Genomic DNA, 15458 nt, shown 5'->3' with positions numbered 1-15458 from the left:
GATCCTATTTTGCCTCAAATTTAACCGATGTGAGGTAATAGCCGCTTGACGTGGTGCTTGCTTGTCCCACGCGGAGGTAGTTCAGTCCGAAATCCGTATTCCGGCTGAATGCTGCTGTGCCAGCAGGTTTGCCATTAACCTTGATATGGGCGTCGCCACGTTGGCTATCCCACGTAATTTCGACCTTCAATTTGCCGGATCCGCTGATTTTGGATTCCGGTAAGGAAAAGCGAACGACTGCATGTTTGGCAGCCAACGTATCATGTGATACGCTGAAGTGATCGGTCAACGCCAATTCGATACCGGGATTGACGTCTGTTGTGTAAAAATGCACGGTAAGCTGCCCGCTTTCCGCAGCTGGGAAATTCCATACGGCGGCATGGCCTGCTGATGCCTGTGGCTGAACGCAAAGCGCTTTTTTCTCCCCGCGCGCGGGAATATCCAATGAAAAGCCGGCATCGATGCCAAAAAACGTCCATTGTACGAAGCCTTTTCGGAAGTCGTCGCCCGCGGCGCGATGTGCAAGCCAGTCGGGATCAAACATCACGATCGCGCGTTCTTCGGCTTGTCCAGACACGAATACCACCTTGCCATCACTGTTTTCAACGGCAGAAGGATAGGCCGTACCCCGATCTCCCTTTTCGGCAGATGATACCGGGCTCACCAGCACTTCCCTGAATCCTTTCCAGGTCTTTCCGTCATCGCTGGATATCGCTGCATGAAGCACCTCCCGCCCGCCGTTGGCATAGCTCCGTTGATCGTCATACCGTTGATTGGCCGACCAGAGTATGACCAATCGGCCATCGCGGAGTCGGAGCAATGTTGCCGGTGAATCCGATGAAATAAAGGGTGTGGGCTGCGGTGGCGACCACGTCGATCCACCATCCCCTGAAAACGACTCATACAGCTGTCCCTTATTCGTCCGGACCAGCATCCATACCCGACCATCGGTCAGTTGGATGATTGCGGGTTCTACGCCCCCATACCGCGTGATATTTGTTGGATCAACCGCAATATTAACGGTGCCCGGCGACAGCTCCCACGTATCGCCGTGGTCGTCCGAATAGCAGGCAATGGTCTCATTCCACCCATAATCGGCCGCTCCCGGCGCAGGCTTCTGTTCCCGGGCTGGCATGGCACGTGCGAATGCAAGCAACAGGCGGCCGTTCGATAGCTGGATGAAGCCACGCATCGATCCCACATAGCCATCATATATTTTTTTAGGCTTCTCCCAGTCGGCATCCAACCGCTTTTGGGTGTGCCACAGATCGAGGTGACGCCCCCGGTATCCGTTTGTTCCCGAAGAAAAGAGATGGAAGACCACATGTAATGTACCCTGATCATCCTCCAGGACCTGATTGGCATAATACGCTTGGCCGGGTAGGTCAAACGCCACGGCGGGTTCACTCCATGAAATCCCGTCGTCATGCGAACGGATAACCATCATCTTGTTTGCATCGCCTGGCCGGTTGATAAAGAAAATGACCAGTTCACCGGAAGAACGTCTGATCATCGTTGCCTCATTGCTGGCGGCGGATTTGACAATTGCCGGTTCACGCACGGCTTTGCTATGAAGTGGGGCCGGGCGGAGGCGCATGCCAAAGCCCGATGAAGGCAGTGAAGCCTCGACTTCGCTCGCTCCATGCGGCAGTTGCGCTGAAGACATCGCGGGCAGCAAGAACCCGCACGCGATACCGCAAATCATTGCCAGGAAATGTATCCCTTTCATGCGTGTCTTAGTTGATGTCGGCCTCGTTGAGCTTAACACGTAAACCACCACGCCAGGTCGTTATCCAAAATTCACCGGGGTTGGCTTCAAAGAAATACGGGTATGAAATATCCTTTCCCCCACCCGGCAATTTCATGTATTTCGATTTCTCGGTACATTTGGCAATGATCCGGGGTTTACTCCAGGTTTTCCCTTCGTCTGTCGAAAATGCGATCGACAATTCTTCCCGATGCGCGCTTGCCCGTACTTCCGCCCATTGGTTGTCACCGCCTATCAACGGATAGTCCGTTCGGCCTTCGGGAAACTGCCGGTTCCACACCAATACCAATCCGCCACTGGCCAATCTTTTAATGATCCCTGGTGAAGCACTGGCATTGATCGTGGTGGTCTTTACATCCGTCCACGTCAGTCCATCGTCATTCGAATAAACTTCCCAAAACATACCCCAATTGGTCCGTAGCAACATCCACAACCTTCCATCCTTCAGTTGAACGAGCGTTGATTCGGTGACACCGCTGTGGTGTCCTACGCCCCCTAGGTCAATGACATTACTGCGTATCCAGGTTTTCCCCTGGTCTTTGCTCGTATAGGTCAATACGGTGTGATGGCCCGGGTTGTGCCGCATCATCATCGTGGTAAACACGATGTTACCCTCGGCGGTCTCGATGATATCGCGTATGGCACCCGTCCATTCGCTATGCAATTGCTGCGGCTCCTCCCAGCTCTTCCCGCCATCTGTACTCCGCACGGTATACGTGGGCAGCGTAGCCCCCGGCGAATCGGAGATTTTCTCATCCCACTTCCAGTTTGCCCGTTCGCGATCATTGGCAAAGGCAAGCACGATCACATCGCTTGACGTACGCAGGAGCGCCCGCTCGGGCCGGATTTCATAGCGTGAACTATCGGCGAAAATCGTGTAGGCCGTCCAGTTTTTCCCGTTATCGTGGCTGATGAAGCTCTGCGCGCCATCGATCGTCAATATCCCGCCGTCCGAGAGTCGCACAAAGGGGCCCATTTTCAGTCCCTTCATTTCTTTTGCGACCTCCGGTATCCAATGTCCCTGGTCAGTAAAGCTGCCCGGTCCTGGGTTCGGCTGCTGTGCCTGCACATTAACCGCAATAGCCAATAGCCAAACAAACGACAAGCGTTTGCACAGCACGATCATGTTTTTCGTCATCATTGGTTTTTCATTTTTAGTCATTATCTATTTTGGTCAGTAGCCGATCTGCCACCGCTTCGGCGGTGAGTTTGTGCATGCTATCATTCGGATGCATGCCATCCAGCAGAAGGTTATCCATCGTTGCCCGATGCTGCCGTACGTAATCCGTACACAACCCCCAGACATCTACAAGCTGCGTGTGGTACGTCCGGGCAATCCGTATTGTCGCTTTGCGATACCGCTGCAAGCGGTTAAGCCGCCACGGTTCATACCGTGCACCCAACGGGTTGGGTGTGAGCAGTACCACATCCCCGCCCGCTTGCCGAATCGATTGGATGAAAAAAATCAAGTTTTGCTTATAATCCGCAAGGGGAATCCGGGGTTGCCCTGTTGTCTCGTCATCTACCCAGGCATCGTTGATCCCGAACCAGATGATGACCCATTTGGGCTGATGCGCCAATACCGCTTCCTTAAAGCGATCGCGGCCATGAGCAACCTGATGGCGGGCATTGTCCGTAATAGATCCGGTATGGCTGCCACCAAGCCCAGCATTGACGATCCGGTTCGGTACGCCACGATCTACCAGTATGCGATGCAACCGCTCGGGATACACCGCTTCGACACCGGCGCGTGGTGCCGTTGTCGAATTACCGAACGCTACGATTACCAATGTATCGCCTTCCACCACAGCACCTTGGCTCTTCAGGCAACCAAACGCCAAAAGCAAAACCATGCTGGCAAAGCGGAAGATGCGGCAGCGATCATTCATCCCCCACCGTGTCTATATTGGTCAAAAACGGCGCGGACACATGAGATGCACCAATCACATCCATATCGACCAGTCGTTGCTTGATCTTAGCCACCCAATCCCTTCCTGCCCGCGGCCCCAGCAACGCACGCAATTCTTGCGACAAGCGGCGTTGCAATTCCATCGATTGGGCCGGGTTGTTGGAACAAGCCGTAGCATACAGCTCCTTCAGCAGCTCGACGAATACGACGCCGCCGCCGGATACTACCCCATCAGCCCCCAGAAGCAAGCTTACGTCAAACACCGATTCATCCCCCTGCATGATGGACGCCGGCCTGTCTCCCTTAGGATACCTGCGCAGCATTTCCATGAATAGGCCGAAGTTTGTGCTGGAATCTTTCACACCCGCGATACCCTCCATGTTCAATATGCGATCCAAGGTATCCACATCCACGGGGTTACCAGTGGCGAGCGGTGCGTTGTAAAATACCAGCGGCCGGTCGCTGCTCCCTCTGATTTCCGCAATATGGGTCAGTACACTCTGTGGATCAGGGAACTTATTGTAGTAGGGGCTGGTGCATACCCAATAATCAACCGGGCAATGCCGGATCGATCGGACAAAATCAATACTCCGTTTCGTCGACGTTTCGGATACGGTTGCCAGCAACGTAATCCGCCCCGCATTATGGGCTGCTGCTGTTTCAACCAATATCCGCTTCTGGCTATCGAGCAACGCCACGCCTTCGCCCATCGTCCCACCGATCATGATCGCATCGGCATCGCCATTGATGGTATGGTCCATAAGCCGGCACAACGATTCCACATCCACGGTTTCATCCGGATGGAGTGGTGTCGGTAAGGCGATAACGACACCTGCTAACCCTTTTTCGTTCATAGTCGTTGAATATCCGTTCATCGATAAACCTCGTCCAAACCCAAGCGTGTGATATCCGTCACGGAAAGGTGGGTTTTCTTGGCAATACTGCCTGCGCAATAACCCAACAATACCTGACCGTCATCGGTAAAATGCACGGCGATATAGCAATACCAGCCGTCCGGATCGGTTTCGATATCCTGCTGGTGCGACCACGTCTTTCCTTCGTCTTTGGACACGGCGATGGTAAGCGGTGTCCGCTTGTCCTTGATGGCTGGATTGCTGCCATCATTGTTATTCCAGACCAACAGCAAATCACCGGTTTCGGGTATCCGCTTGATGGTCGCCGGCGAAAGCGGCGAAGGGATATTGCTCTTTTCTATCGGACTCCAGGTTTTACCCTTGTCTGACGAGTATGACAACTGCTGTGCTCCACCACTTGCCCGGATGTACATCATGATGCGACCATCCTTCAATTCCATCAGCCCCGGCTCCTGTGTAATCACACCCTGATTATTCGGAACTGCCTCGCTCGATGTCCACGTCTGCCCATCATCATCCGAATAATACGCATATAACGTTGCCTCATTTTTCCATTCGCCATTCGGCGTTTGATGCAGCGCCACGGCCATCATCAACCGGCCATCTTCCAGTTGGATGACCCGGTCGTTATTCAGTACAAAATACCCTTGCTTATCGGTGATGCAGGCGATGGGTTCGCTCCATGTTTTCGCTTCATCGTCAGAAATCCGCATCATGGGTATGCAGTCGGTCACCGCATTTTTCCGCAAATAAAACAAGGCGATCTTCCCATTTTGAAGGCGCAGCAAGGAGACCGACATCACATTCATATCGCCCTCCTTCTCTACGATGAGCTCATCCGTTTCGGTCCATGTTTTTCCGTTATCGGCAGAGATGCGGCCGGCAAGGTATGCTGGCGCATGGTCGCTGGTCGATTCCCCGGTATAGCGGCTATATACGAATAAGATCCGTCCATCCTTCAACGTGATGAAATCACCCTCGCTGTTTCGGGGATTATCAGCACCGGGAGCCAGTTTCAGTACGAGCTCCTTATCCAAGCTATCCGTCACGTTTTCGCCATTCTCCGAGGCGGCATTGTGCTGGCACGATACCGTTGCCAATACCAGCCAGGCTAAACCTAAGACCAAGCTGCTCATTTTACGTAGTTTCTTCATTTCCTATCGCTGTGTTTATTATTGATTAGTTATAACCGTCATTCTGCTCCACATTGGGCTCCAAGCTCAGGGTTGTTTCGGAAATCGGGAAAAGTAGCAGGTGCTGCTCATCGGCCCTGTCACGCAGTGACGGCACCAATTCGAAAGCTTTTCCAAACCTCACCAAGTCCCACCAACGCTTACCCTCCAATGCGAATTCAAACAGCCGCTCTTGTAGAATCGCCTCGTCATTCGCTTCGGGATCGGCGTTTACAAACACATGGCTCGCAAACTGCTCACCATACGCACGTTCGCGGACCGCATTCATTTCTTCAGTGGGGTCCATGCCGAGCACATTTTTCGCTTCTGCAAGCAACAACAAGATATCCGCATACCGGTAGATGACAAAATCGTCGATGAATTGGCGTGCACCACCAATCACCGTACCCTTAAACTTTAGCTGCACGGCACCGTAATGATCCTGGCCGCCATTCGTAAAGATATCCAGGTAGGTCGCTGCCTTCCGTTGGTCAGCATCGGAAAATTGCGGCCTTACCTCATCGGAAATACGCCAATACGGATTTCCGCCCAGCGTGCCGATAGCTGCCCGTGTGGCTTCGTCCATATCGGCCGATAGAAATGCGCTGGACATATACATATCCTGATACGCTGATATATTACCCGTCTCCAGCTCCTGGAACCGGATCGCCATCACGATTTCCTTATTTCCCTTGTTGCCATAGGCAGACACCTGTGAGAAATCGTCCAGCAACGTCACATCTGCATTTCTAGCCTCGTTCAATGCGGCCATTGCGATTTCTGCATCGGAGTCGCCACCACCCTGGCGCTTGGCCGTCCAGAGGTAAACGTCCCCCTTGAGCGTCAGCGCGGCCGGTTTAGACCAGAAGAAACGTCCGGTGGGAAACGTATTGTCGGGATAGTAGGCAAGTGCCTGATCGATATCCTGCTTGATCAATCCGAAGATCTCCGATACAGGAGCCTTTACCCGTTGCGTCATATCCGGGCTATAACCTTCCGTGGGATCGGTTACCAGCGGCACCCCGCCCCAGGTACGAGCCATGATAAAGTAGACGAATGCCCGCATGGTATGCGCCTGTGCTAAAATTGCTTGTTTGTCCGATTCGTCAGCGAAAGGAATGTTCGGTACGTTCTTGATCAGGAGATTCGCATCGTGCACCACGGTATACAAGCCCATCCAATCCGGGCCGGCAAAATTCCGGTCCAGCGAATTCAGGTAGTAGCGCTCGTAATTGTTGGTACCGCCCAAACTCCGCTCCATGACATCACTGCGCGCTTCGCCCCAAAGGAAGAGTTTAGTCTGTGCCTCGCTGCGAAACCGTGTGTACATCCCGTACATTCCGCCCCTCGCATCGTCTTCCGTCTTCCAGAACGAAGAGTTTGAAATCTCACTGATGGGATCCAATGAGAGGTTATCCTGGCATGACGATAGGATCATCGTAGCGACCAGCATCGCTAGGAAGCCCCTGATAATATTTTGTTTAGCTATTAATTTCATCTTGATCGTTCTTTCGATTAAAAACCTACATTAATTCCGAAAATGAAACTGCGCGGTACCGGGTAACGGCCCCTATCGTCACCGCCCTCTTCCGGGTTTAGCCCCTCATACTTCGTGAAGTAATACAAATTATTGCCGGTAACGTTGAGCCTCAAACTGCTCACTTTCACCCGTTGCAGCCATTGTGAAGGCAGCGCGTAGCTCAAGGTAAGCTCCCGCAGGGCGAGGAAATCCCCGCGTTCATAGTAGTTGGAGTTTCCGCGGAACAAGTTGTTCTGCGCTTGCTGGTCGGCCCAATAAACCCGAGGCACGTCGGTCTGGTCGCCAGGCTGCTGCCAAGAGCGCAGCACATCGGAGACCAAGCCATTCTCGCCGACGAACTGGCCGATACCCTGTGCACGGGTGTAATTATAGATGGTATGACCGGTTGTGTAATCCATCCGCACATTCAGTGCGAGGTTTTTATAACTCACCGAAGAGGAGAACCCTCCCGTCCAGACCGGATAGATATTCCCCACATGTACGCGGTCTGTCGCTTCGATCAACCCGTTACCGTCTACATCAAGCCAGTTTACGCTGCCACCGTATTTGGTCTTGTCTGCCCCCGGGATAATCATGTCCGTCGGCCCTCCGGCAGCCTCCTCATCCGTCGCGTAGATACTCAGCTGTTTGTAAGCAAACAGATCCCCGATCCTGCCTCCTTCTTGCAATCCCCCTAGCCACGCATAGTCGCCACGTGCCGGATCCCACACATATATCCCCCCGATCCGGTTATTTTCGATGCCGTTGTTGGGCAATTTGAGTATCTTATTCTTCACTTTGGACGCATTGAACGACAACAACCACTGCACCGCAGATTCCCTTGGCAGCAGATCCGCCGAAAGCTCGATTTCGACGCCACGGTTTTCGAGGCTACCCAGGTTGGTGAGGATGCTCGCAAATCCGGTGGATTGCGGCAGGCTCATACTGGTAAGCAAGTTGTCGGTAACCCGGCGGTATACATCCACCAGCATGGTGATGCGGTTGTTCCACAATCCGAGGTCGGCGCCCACGTTAAAGGTTTTCGACTGCTCCCACTTCAGGTCCATATTGGGCAATATTGTGTTTTGAATCGCAGCATAGCCGCCGTAGCGCTGGCCAACGGCGTACTGCCCCTGGGCTTGGTACGGGCCGAGTCCGCTGATGTTGCCATTCACCCCGTAGCTCGCACGCAATTTGAGCTGCATCAGGTTGGCAAGCGATTCGCCCCAGAAATCTTCACGGTGCATGTTCCATCCTACGGAGACGCCGGGAAAAAAGCCCCATTTGTGGTTATCGCCAAGGTTTGAAGCGCCATCGTATCGCGCATTCAATGAAACGAGGTACTTCTGCTTATAGTCGTAGTTGACGCGCGATAGGAAACCCGCGATTACCTGTTCAGATTCCGTACCACTTACAGCTACAGGCATGCCCGACGCGTTCAACGTCGGAATCAGATCGGACGCTGCTCCTTGTCCGCTGGCGCTTAGCCCTGAGTTCAACCGCCCGAAATACGAGAATCCGGCGGTGACATCCAGGTTGTGCTCTCGAAAAGACTTCACGTAGGTAAACAAGGCATCCGCCTGCTGCTGCACCTGCTTGCTCGCCCCACCGGTTGCATTACGGGCATCGACAAACTGAAGCGGGCCGTTGTAATACGCCTTCTGGAAAAAGCGGCTATCTGCATTGATGGTATATAGCGATACCTGCGGTTCGAATGCGAAGCCCGGTAGTAATTCCCATCGGCCACCCAATGCCACCGTTAGGTTCGATTCTGAATTTTTTGCTTCCTGTGTATTCAGGTGATAGGCGACATTCCCGATAGAAGCATTCAAGCCAGGGGCCAGCGTACCATCCTCGTAGGTGTATTTGGTGGTAGCCGGAATGGCAATTGAGCGCGAAAAGATATTCGATAGGTTACTCACCTGTCGGTCGCCCGAGTTAGCGTACAACACCCTTCCAAACACTTTGATGTTGTCTCGCAGGGTCAGATCACCATTGAGGTTGACCGAAAGCCTTTCGTAGTTTGTTGTTATGGCGATACCATTATTTGTCAAGTAGCCGACTCCCGCGTTGAACGTTGCCTTATCATTCCCGCCGGAAGCATTGATGGAATGATTGTGTGAGATACCCGTCCTGAACAATACATCCTGGAAATCCGTTTCTTTGAAGATGATCGTTTTAGTGGGATCAATCGGATCCGGCATGCTTTGCCAGCCCTCATTCAGCTTATGTTCATTTTCAGCAGAGAGGTATTGCGTGGTAAAGGCCGTATTTTTAGAGAGGTCGTTACCCGTGCCCGCGCTAGAGGCTTGCGTCAGTTTAGCCAGCTGGGTAGGATCCGTAAGGCCGCGGGCTGCAATCCCCAGGCGCTGGAAATAGATGTAGTCCTTTGCCGAAACCAGGTCATACTGTCGCCCCAGCTGGGAAGTCGTCAGGTCATAGCCGTATGAAATCCGTGCGGTACCCGCCTTACCGGATTTTGTTGTGATCAGGATAACGCCGTTCGATCCCCTCGCGCCGTAGATCGATGTTGCCGCCGCATCTTTCAGCACCTGCAGCGATTCGATGTCATCGGTATTGAGGTGGTCCATGTTGCTCCGTATCACCCCATCGATCAGGTAAAGGGGAGCAGAGCCGTTGGGATTATTTATCGATGTGCTACCCCGCAGGATCACCCGTGGCGCCTGACCGGGCTGGCCCGAGGTACTTTGCACGCGCAACCCAGACACGGTACCCTGCAGTGCCGATGCCGGATTGGCAAATGGGATATTTTCCAGCACCTTGTTGTCTACCTTTGAAATGGATGTCGTCAATGTGGCCCGCGATTGCTGGCCGTAACCAATCACGACGACTTCGCTCAAATTATGGGCGTCCGCTTCGAGCACAACGTCCAATACCTGCCGGCCATCCAACGGCACGATCCTGTCTTTCATACCGATGTAGGAAAACCGCAGCGATTGCTGCAAATCGGAAATCGTTAAGCTGAAATTGCCTTGATCATCCGTGCTTACCCCCCCGTTGCTATCAGCAACACTGACGTTTACACCCGAAAGCGGGATGCCACTCATATCCTTCACTGTGCCCGACACCTGGGTTTGGGCAGCGACACCGAAGGAAAACAGCAGTAGAGGGATAAGACCCCATAAACACTTAAACTTTGGTTTTTCTCTTTTCATATTATACAGTTGGGTTTGTATACATATGTACGACATATGTATAGCAAATATAATTACTAAAACTATAAAAGCAAATAAAATTTTAAAAATGTACGACATATTTATTTTTGGAAAGATATGCTTACTTTTGCAAGCATATTAAATTGGAAAAAGGTAATTTAAACTAATGTCCACATCAATGTCCATTGAAAAACTGCGCCCAGTCGAGAATTTAAGTCAGGTTGATAAAATTGAAATGAGCCTACAGGAATACCTCCGGACAGAAAATTTCCAGCCCGGCGATTCACTACCCAAGGAGCTAGAGCTGGCTCAGGCGATGGGCGTAAGCCGTACGGCGATCCGTGAAGCGTTGTCTCGTTTCCGTACACTGGGCATCATCGAGTCGCGCAAAAACCGGGGCATGATCATCGCCAAACCGGATGTATTCAATAATATGGAGCGCGTGCTGGATCCACAGCTGCTCGACGACGAAACGATGAATGAGATTTTCGAAATGCGATTGGTGATCGAAGTGGGCTTAGGGGACGTGTTATTTCTGAGAAAGCACAACGCCGATCTCGGCGCCTTGGAAAAGATCATCGAAAAGGAGGAAAAAGCCACCAAAAAAATTGATATCGTCAAATGCGACATCGAATTCCACTCCATGCTGTACAAGCTTTCAGGCAACAAGACGATCATGCGCTTTCAAAAGATGCTAAGACCGGTCTTTGACCATGTATATACTAAACTAGGCGAGAATACCGCTGCTTTTGCTGCCAATATCCCCGAGGACTTCAGCCCGATAACCCACCGGGATCTGCTCAACACCCTTAAGCATGGAGATCCGGAGCAATTCCGGAGCCAGATGCGCACGCACTTGATGGTTTACTTTAAAAAATTGAGCACGGATTAGTGACAATATCCCTTCATCTTGGCTTCTACCTGACCAGTGGAAATTCCGAAACGCGTAACGTAGTGCAACCGTAGGGTATCAGTATAATCTCTTCAACCGGTGCATCACTATGCCCGGTTGAATACGGCAGTGGACCGGTCATTTCGTTGTACAATTGCCAGGAGGGGATCCGTTTTGCTTTCGCTTTGATCTGGATGGGTGCGTTTTCGATATTCCAGGGGTAGGTTCCTTTTTGCTTCTGCTCGTCAATCACCACCTCAAAATGCTGTTGGATATCCTGCTCGCGAAAGGTGACAATCCCATAATTCCATGGGGTAGTTGAAGTAACTTCCTGGTATGTGTCTCCGTATCGGGTCTGTTCGGCTTCACCGAATGTCTTTGTTTCCCAATTTTCGGCCATCTTCAACCCATATACCAACGGGCCGCGTTCCACAGCAATGGCGTTCTCGTACCAGCGGCTCGTTTTGATGTCCATCGGCAGTGTCAGTTCCACTTTGTCGCCGCTTTTCCAGGTGCGCCTGATGACCGCCATTGCTCCGCCCTTCACCTGTTGATCCGGAACGCCATTGACGGTAATGGCCGCCTCAACACACCACGCTGGCACACGGAGATGCAGCGGAAATTCCACCGCTTTGTCCTTTTGGTCGACCACGTGGATGGTAAACGTGAGCCGGTCGTCCATCGGATAGTGGGTCTCTTCTACAATTTTTACAACCGATCCGTTTCCCACCTTGGCTGTTACTTCGGATGGCGAGTAGATCAAAGCCGCTAAGCCATTATCAGGCGTGGCATACCACAGGTGCTGGGTGAATTTGGGCCATCCCTGGTGCATGTTTGAAGCACAGCACGGATAGCCGGTGAGCAGCCCATAGGTAAGGTCTGTACCGCTGTGGTTGTGATCTTCGTAGAAGTTGCGGACATGGCGGGTGACCATCACCTGATTCGCCTGTTGGAGGTATTGCTTGTCCATGAAATCATCCGTTATCTGGGTAGGGAGTGCATTGAAGGCAATACGCTCCAGGTGATCCGCAAAATCCAGATCACCGGTCACTTCCATCATTTTCTCCAGCGAGAACATCAGCTCCACCGCAGAGCAAAGCTCAGACCCCTGCGTTGGGTTACTGCCATGCAACCCTTCATCGCCGCCGTACATCCCCTGGGGTTGCCCGTTATATTGCCGGATGTCGGAAATGCCTTTTTTACGGCATCCAGGAAACGCTGTTCAGGCTGTTGCTGATAGTAGATCACCGGCGCCTTGATGCCTTGGGCAAGATTGACGCAATGGATGCTATTAAAGCGCGTCAGGCCATCGCGATGGAGAAACATGTCGACAAAATCAAAGCCCTGTTTATGCAGCAGCTTTCCCAAGTCAAGCAGAAACGGTTGACCCGTGAGGTTATAAAGCCAGTAAACCGCCTGCAGGTTATCACTGGCGCGGTACTCCGCCCAAAATGTCCAATTGCCCAGCGGAACGGTTGGCAATGTTTCCAGCTGGTAGCGGAAATACTTTGAGCATCTCCAAAAGCCACCCCTTCGCCTTGATGGCCCCTAAGGGCAGTTCCACATAGGGCTTACGTTTTAAAGGATAACGGTTATTTGGATAGTGGTCGTTTGCCTTATCCCATGAACAGAGCAAGGTTATCAGCAAAGACAAGGAAACAAGTTTGCGAAGCATAGCCTATTTTATTGGTGGTGTGTTATACGTAGCGTGACACCGGTTGCCCGTATTCACACGTCGGCGCATCAGCAAATTTAAAAAATTCCATGATAGACTTCATCATTCATACGCCACATACCGCCACTCGAAATCCTCCCCGTTTACATCGAAAACGAGGAATCCCCGCGGACCATGGTTTGTGCCGCGCCAAGAGGGCCGCCCCGCGATGGATCCGCCGGTTATAAAATGGGTCTTGTTTTCGACATTAAGGTCTTCAAACCAGTGCAGGTGCCCCTGAAGTACCAGTTTGAGGTTATAATCTTCAAATGCAGCGAGTCGCGATCCTGTACCAGCGGCCGGCCATCGGTTGCCTGCCCCGGCTTGGGATATACCTGGCTCATTGCCGATACCAATGGGAGGTGCACCACCACGGCAATCGGTGTTTCGGCCGGCAATGCCGCCAGATCCCTTTTGAGCCATTGCAATTGCTCGGCACCGATGCGCCCGATGTAGCGCTTGCCTTCCACATCCAGCGTATTGAGCACCACAAAGTGCCAACCCTTGTGATCGAATGCGTAATACGTATCGCCAAAATACCGGGCAAACATGCCGTATTTATAATCGGCATGGGTAGAATCTTCGGGGCTCTCGTCATAGATCCCAAATAACTCGTGGTTGCCCACCGTATTGTGTACCGGCACCTGGATGCGGCTGGTCAACGTCTTATAGAGCGTAAACAACGAATCGCTCTTGGCTTGGTTGCCGCGCATCACATCGTAAACCTGGTCGCCGCCGGAAATCACAAAATCAACCCCGGCGTTGTTGATGCTATCGATCGCTTTATTAAACGCCGTGATCACCATGCTGTCCGGTTTGATATGGGCATCGGTGATAAAAGCAAAGGAAAAGCCTTTTCTTCGTTCGGGCTGGTTGTTGCCACATCCTAGCAACGAAACCATCGCCATACTTAGCACGACGATGCTTAATAATAAGCTGTTGATGTTCATTTTTTTGTAGTTGTTGCTGAGGATTCTTGCTGACGCGCTGTGCACCATTGGAATCGATGCAAATATGAGGCTTTTATATTACGTAAGGATTAAGTTTTTCATGACAAGCCCAACGAAATGGTAACGCTCCCTGCGGTCGGCGCCACTCGGTTCTTTTTTTTGGACTTGCTATATATTAGGGGGAGGGAGGGGAAAATCGCTTTTTTTGAGTAGCTTGAGGTCTCTCAGAAACTTTGTGGAGGTTATAAGTTGATATTTAGACATATGTTAGACTGTTGAAGTTAGACACCTTTAAACAATGCATCTACACTATCAAATCGCTTGCCTTTGCCTTGCTTTATTTCTTGCATAGCCGCAACAGTCTCCTTATTGGGCAGAATTACCAATATATATACTTGCCGTACTGCGACGGCAGCAAGTTGCTGTGCCATTTCATATTCATATTTCGCGCCAGTATGTCGTATAACCGGTAGCATGAACCGAAGTATTTGGCAAATACGGCGAAGCACCTTTATATCGATGGCCAAAGAAGGCTAATCAATAGTATTACAGTCAACGCGTTACAGTGCAAATGTTTGGAGGCCAACATAGATATGTTTACCTTCGTAAAAGGCATGGAAAAAGTTCAACAGAATAAAGAAACCATTGTCAAGTTCTTGCATCAGACGACTAAGAACAAGGAGGTGGCGCGTTCATAAATTATGTTACCCCGGTTGTTAAAAATACCATGAAAGAACCAATCTTGCTCGCCATGCTGCTATTGGTGGGTTTCAACGCGAGACCTCAATTGAACAACTCACCCGCAGGACGGATAAAGCAGGCTATCGAGGCGATGTTGCCGGAGGGCGAAATCATTGCCGATGTCATGGAGGATGTCTATTCGACCGCAGGAGCAGAAATGAAAGTAACGGGAAAACTAAACTTTTCCATAGCCAGTGATGGCAAACGCGTCTGGTTCTATACTTACGGTGCTTCTCGACCAGCACATTTAATTTTGGATGAGATCTCGATCAATCTTGAGAGCAATACGGTCAGCATCGATAGCATCGACCTAACATACCTCGACGAGGCCAATGTGGTAGACCGCGAAGATGGCTTAAAAAACGACCGGCAGGTACACAGCCTGCGATGGCTTGGAAAACAATCTGCGGGGCCGCGCAAGCGCTCATACAGCATAACCATCCGGCGACTTGAACATACCGGCCAGACATTTATGCAGATCCGGATCACGGAGATAACGACCGGGAAGAGAAAATCATTGCTGGATCTGTCGTTACGCTTTTGACCTTGCTTTTATTAGGCGTCGTCCCGAAAATGCATTATCGTTAAAACTTCATGCCAACAGCTCACACATTCCGCCGCAGGTATAATTATCTGGGGGTTTGTTTGCCGAACTCCTCGTACAAAACACCACGGTACAGGCCAAAAACAAAGCCCCGAAACGGGGAGAATCGGGGCTTGTTAACTAACCAATTATAAACCT

Annotated in this window: 14 protein-coding genes; 2 read left to right on the top strand and 12 right to left on the bottom strand. The window is 51.5% G+C overall.

The window, feature by feature from the left end; translation table 11 throughout:
• Positions 1-4 precede the first annotated feature (4 nt).
• The 7 genes from IEV98_RS04970 to IEV98_RS04940 are packed head-to-tail and all read right to left on the bottom strand — an operon-like array spanning position 5 to position 10419.
• A complete protein-coding gene (locus IEV98_RS04970; RefSeq protein ID WP_188504784.1) occupies positions 5-1729 on the bottom strand; it encodes a sialidase family protein in 1725 nt (574 codons plus the stop codon).
• A 7-nt stretch (positions 1730-1736) separates the two neighbouring features.
• Positions 1737-2909, bottom strand: coding sequence for a sialidase family protein (locus IEV98_RS04965; RefSeq protein ID WP_229738580.1), 1173 nt, complete (start codon positions 2907-2909; stop codon positions 1737-1739).
• Between the two features lie 13 nt (positions 2910-2922).
• Entirely contained in the window at positions 2923-3657 is a 735-nt protein-coding gene (locus IEV98_RS04960; protein ID WP_188504783.1) for an SGNH/GDSL hydrolase family protein, read from the bottom strand.
• Positions 3650-4552, bottom strand: coding sequence for a dihydrodipicolinate synthase family protein (locus tag IEV98_RS04955; protein WP_229738579.1), 903 nt, complete (start codon positions 4550-4552; stop codon positions 3650-3652). The genes IEV98_RS04960 and IEV98_RS04955 overlap by 8 nt, the downstream gene beginning before the upstream one ends.
• Positions 4549-5706: a sialidase family protein gene (locus IEV98_RS04950; RefSeq protein ID WP_229738578.1), complete on the bottom strand. Its 1158-nt coding sequence runs from the start codon at positions 5704-5706 to the stop codon at positions 4549-4551. Before IEV98_RS04950 ends, IEV98_RS04955 begins: the two co-directional genes overlap by 4 nt.
• A gap of 25 nt (positions 5707-5731) precedes the next feature.
• Positions 5732-7222 carry a RagB/SusD family nutrient uptake outer membrane protein gene (locus IEV98_RS04945; RefSeq protein WP_188504781.1) on the bottom strand — a complete coding sequence of 497 codons (1491 nt, stop codon included), beginning with the start codon at positions 7220-7222 and terminating at the stop codon, positions 5732-5734.
• 17 nt (positions 7223-7239) lie between these two features.
• Positions 7240-10419, bottom strand: a complete 3180-nt coding sequence (locus tag IEV98_RS04940) for a SusC/RagA family TonB-linked outer membrane protein (protein ID WP_188504780.1) — start codon at positions 10417-10419, stop codon at positions 7240-7242.
• Between the two features lie 178 nt (positions 10420-10597).
• Here IEV98_RS04940 and IEV98_RS04935 point away from each other — a divergent pair, with 178 nt between their 5' ends.
• Positions 10598-11311 (top strand): FadR/GntR family transcriptional regulator, encoded by a 714-nt coding sequence (locus IEV98_RS04935; RefSeq protein WP_229738577.1) that lies wholly within the window; start codon positions 10598-10600, stop codon positions 11309-11311.
• Positions 11312-11336: 25 nt separating this feature from the next.
• On the opposite strand, the gene IEV98_RS04930 is transcribed toward IEV98_RS04935, so the two are convergent.
• From IEV98_RS04930 to IEV98_RS04920, 5 genes are all read right to left on the bottom strand, one after another.
• Positions 11337-12464, bottom strand: a complete 1128-nt coding sequence (locus IEV98_RS04930) for a beta-L-arabinofuranosidase domain-containing protein (protein WP_229738576.1) — start codon at positions 12462-12464, stop codon at positions 11337-11339.
• Positions 12389-12793 carry a hypothetical protein gene (locus tag IEV98_RS24395; RefSeq protein WP_229738575.1) on the bottom strand — a complete coding sequence of 135 codons (405 nt, stop codon included), beginning with the start codon at positions 12791-12793 and terminating at the stop codon, positions 12389-12391. The genes IEV98_RS04930 and IEV98_RS24395 overlap by 76 nt, the downstream gene beginning before the upstream one ends.
• Entirely contained in the window at positions 12738-12986 is a 249-nt protein-coding gene (locus IEV98_RS24390; RefSeq protein ID WP_229738574.1) for a hypothetical protein, read from the bottom strand. The genes IEV98_RS24395 and IEV98_RS24390 overlap by 56 nt, the downstream gene beginning before the upstream one ends.
• Before the next feature lie 221 nt (positions 12987-13207).
• Positions 13208-13975 (bottom strand): metallophosphoesterase family protein, encoded by a 768-nt coding sequence (locus IEV98_RS04925; protein WP_188504778.1) that lies wholly within the window; start codon positions 13973-13975, stop codon positions 13208-13210.
• Positions 13976-14256: 281 nt separating this feature from the next.
• Positions 14257-14406: a hypothetical protein gene (locus IEV98_RS04920; protein ID WP_188504777.1), complete on the bottom strand. Its 150-nt coding sequence runs from the start codon at positions 14404-14406 to the stop codon at positions 14257-14259.
• 296 nt (positions 14407-14702) lie between these two features.
• Between IEV98_RS04920 and IEV98_RS04915 the strand changes: the two genes are divergently transcribed.
• Entirely contained in the window at positions 14703-15260 is a 558-nt protein-coding gene (locus tag IEV98_RS04915) for a hypothetical protein (protein WP_188504776.1), read from the top strand.
• Positions 15261-15458 lie beyond the last annotated feature (198 nt).

Origin of the sequence: Parapedobacter pyrenivorans (assembly GCF_014636865.1) — a bacterium.
Classification (GTDB): domain Bacteria; phylum Bacteroidota; class Bacteroidia; order Sphingobacteriales; family Sphingobacteriaceae; genus Parapedobacter; species Parapedobacter pyrenivorans.
The sequence above is the reverse complement of the archived record's forward strand: the minus strand, read 5'-3'. Positions and strand labels throughout refer to the sequence as shown.

Bases quoted from the DNA above. Each gene is read 5' to 3' on its own strand.
- IEV98_RS04970 (WP_188504784.1), bottom strand. From the start codon at position 1,729: ATGAAAGGGATACATTTCCTGGCAATGATTTGCGGTATCGCGTGCGGG.
- IEV98_RS04965 (WP_229738580.1), bottom strand. From the start codon at position 2,909: ATGATGACGAAAAACATGATCGTGCTGTGCAAACGCTTGTCGTTTGTT.
- IEV98_RS04960 (WP_188504783.1), bottom strand. From the start codon at position 3,657: ATGAATGATCGCTGCCGCATCTTCCGCTTTGCCAGCATGGTTTTGCTT.
- IEV98_RS04955 (WP_229738579.1), bottom strand. From the start codon at position 4,552: ATGAACGGATATTCAACGACTATGAACGAAAAAGGGTTAGCAGGTGTC.
- IEV98_RS04950 (WP_229738578.1), bottom strand. From the start codon at position 5,706: ATGAAGAAACTACGTAAAATGAGCAGCTTGGTCTTAGGTTTAGCCTGG.
- IEV98_RS04945 (WP_188504781.1), bottom strand. From the start codon at position 7,222: ATGAAATTAATAGCTAAACAAAATATTATCAGGGGCTTCCTAGCGATG.
- IEV98_RS04940 (WP_188504780.1), bottom strand. From the start codon at position 10,419: ATGAAAAGAGAAAAACCAAAGTTTAAGTGTTTATGGGGTCTTATCCCT.
- IEV98_RS04935 (WP_229738577.1), top strand. From the start codon at position 10,598: ATGTCCATTGAAAAACTGCGCCCAGTCGAGAATTTAAGTCAGGTTGAT.
- IEV98_RS04930 (WP_229738576.1), bottom strand. From the start codon at position 12,464: ATGTACGGCGGCGATGAAGGGTTGCATGGCAGTAACCCAACGCAGGGG.
- IEV98_RS24390 (WP_229738574.1), bottom strand. From the start codon at position 12,986: ATGCTTCGCAAACTTGTTTCCTTGTCTTTGCTGATAACCTTGCTCTGT.
- IEV98_RS04925 (WP_188504778.1), bottom strand. From the start codon at position 13,975: ATGAACATCAACAGCTTATTATTAAGCATCGTCGTGCTAAGTATGGCG.
- IEV98_RS04920 (WP_188504777.1), bottom strand. From the start codon at position 14,406: ATGGCACAGCAACTTGCTGCCGTCGCAGTACGGCAAGTATATATATTG.
- IEV98_RS04915 (WP_188504776.1), top strand. From the start codon at position 14,703: ATGAAAGAACCAATCTTGCTCGCCATGCTGCTATTGGTGGGTTTCAAC.